The sequence below is a fragment of the Pseudomonas sp. K5002 genome (genome assembly GCF_013386655.1).
In the GTDB taxonomy this organism is placed as follows: Bacteria; Pseudomonadota; Gammaproteobacteria; order Pseudomonadales; family Pseudomonadaceae; genus Aquipseudomonas.
This window is the reverse complement of sequence record NZ_JACARK010001130.1, coordinates 1-1,505: the sequence shown is the minus strand read 5'-3', so window position 1 is coordinate 1,505 and position 1,505 is coordinate 1. Positions and strand designations below refer to the sequence as shown.

The 1,505-nt window shown below is 64.0% G+C and carries 1 protein-coding gene and 1 pseudogene; both read right to left on the bottom strand.

Features of this window, described 5'->3' with window-relative positions; genetic code table 11:
• Positions 1-155 (bottom strand): annotated as a pseudogene (locus HX846_RS40000) (sugar kinase); the annotation flags it as partial.
• Positions 148-1,505, bottom strand: a 1,358-nt coding sequence (locus HX846_RS34020) for a cytosine permease (protein WP_178967131.1), incomplete at its 5' end; no start/stop codon positions are given. The pseudogene HX846_RS40000 and the gene HX846_RS34020, both read right to left, overlap by 8 nt.

Genomic DNA, 1,505 nt, shown 5'->3' with positions numbered 1-1,505 from the left:
AAGCCGTTGCGTCGGGCCGCGGCCATCACGTTGAAGCCACCGCCGGCTTCGAAGCTGGCGGAGTTGGCCAATACATCGCCGCCGGTGGCGGGCAATGTGTCGAGGGACATGACCAGGTCGACGATGACCTGGCCGCTGTGCAGCAATCTAGACATTAGCGCTCTCTACCAAAGCCGGACGACGATCAGCCGCGCCACCCAGTACCGCATAAATCCCGCCGGCCACCAGGAAGGTGACGATCCAGCCCAGGCCGTTATGGCCCAGCCACGAATCGGACAGCGGCCCGGCGAACCAGATGTTCTCGGCCGTGGTGCCGATGGTGGTGAAGCTGAAGCCCAGCACGATCGCAATCGCCCAGGCGCCGAACGCACGCCATTCAACTCCGCCACGGTACCAGTAGGCGCTGCTTGGCGTTACGTCCAGCAGGTCTTTGGGGCTGTAGTAGTGGCGATGAATCAGGTCGACCACAAAGATCCCGACCCAGGCGGTGATCGGTACCGCCAGCAACGAGATGAAGGTGATGAACGGGCCGTAGAAGCTGTCGGCGATCAGCATGAAGTAGATCGAACCGGCGAAGATCGCAACGATGTCGACGATCACCGCGTGCACGCGCTTGACCTTCAAACCGAGGGTCAAGGTGGTGAGGCCCGCCGAGTACACCGACAGGTTATTCGACAGCAACAGCCCGCCAAACGCGGTGATCAGGTACGGCACCGCCATCCAGGTCGGCAGCATGTCGCGGATCGCGATGATCGGGTCAGTGGCCGACGCCAGGTCATTGTTGCCCACCGACAGCAAACCGCCGAGGGTGATCAACAGCACCAGCGGAATCCCCGCACCGAATGCCGCGGAGGCCACCAGGCGCACGGCCTTGACGCTGCGGTGCTGGTAGCGCGACATGTCGGCACCGGCGTTGGCCCAGCCGATACCCGTACCGGCGGCCATGGTGCCGACGCCGATGATCATCGCGCTCAACGGCGCAGGCGTGGCGTTGAACACCGCGCTCCAATCGATGGTGGCGCAGAGGAAACCGCCCACCAGGATATTCAGCGCGCCGAACACGTAGGTGGCCCACTTCTGGATCACCAGCAAGGTGGCGTGGCCCAGGCCCGATACGGCGAGGGTCAGCAGCACGAAAATGCCAATGAACAGCAGGGTCAGTACCGGCGCGCTTTTGGCGGCAACCGGCGAATTGAACAGGATCGAACACAACGACAACAGCACGAACGCAGCCGTAGTGGTGTTGACGGTTTCCCAGCCGAGGCGCGACATCAGCGACACCAGCGTCGGGCCGATATTGCCGCGTACGCCAAAGATCGCCCGGGACAGGGTCAGGCTCGGTGCACGGCCACGACGGCCGGCGATGGAGATGATGCCCACCACCGCAAACGAGCCGGCGGCGCCGAGGATCGCCACGATGATTGCCTGCCAGATCGCCAGGCCGCGAAACGCTACGAGGGTCGCGCCCAGGGGCAAGCCGAGGATGCTGAGGTTGGCCGCAAACC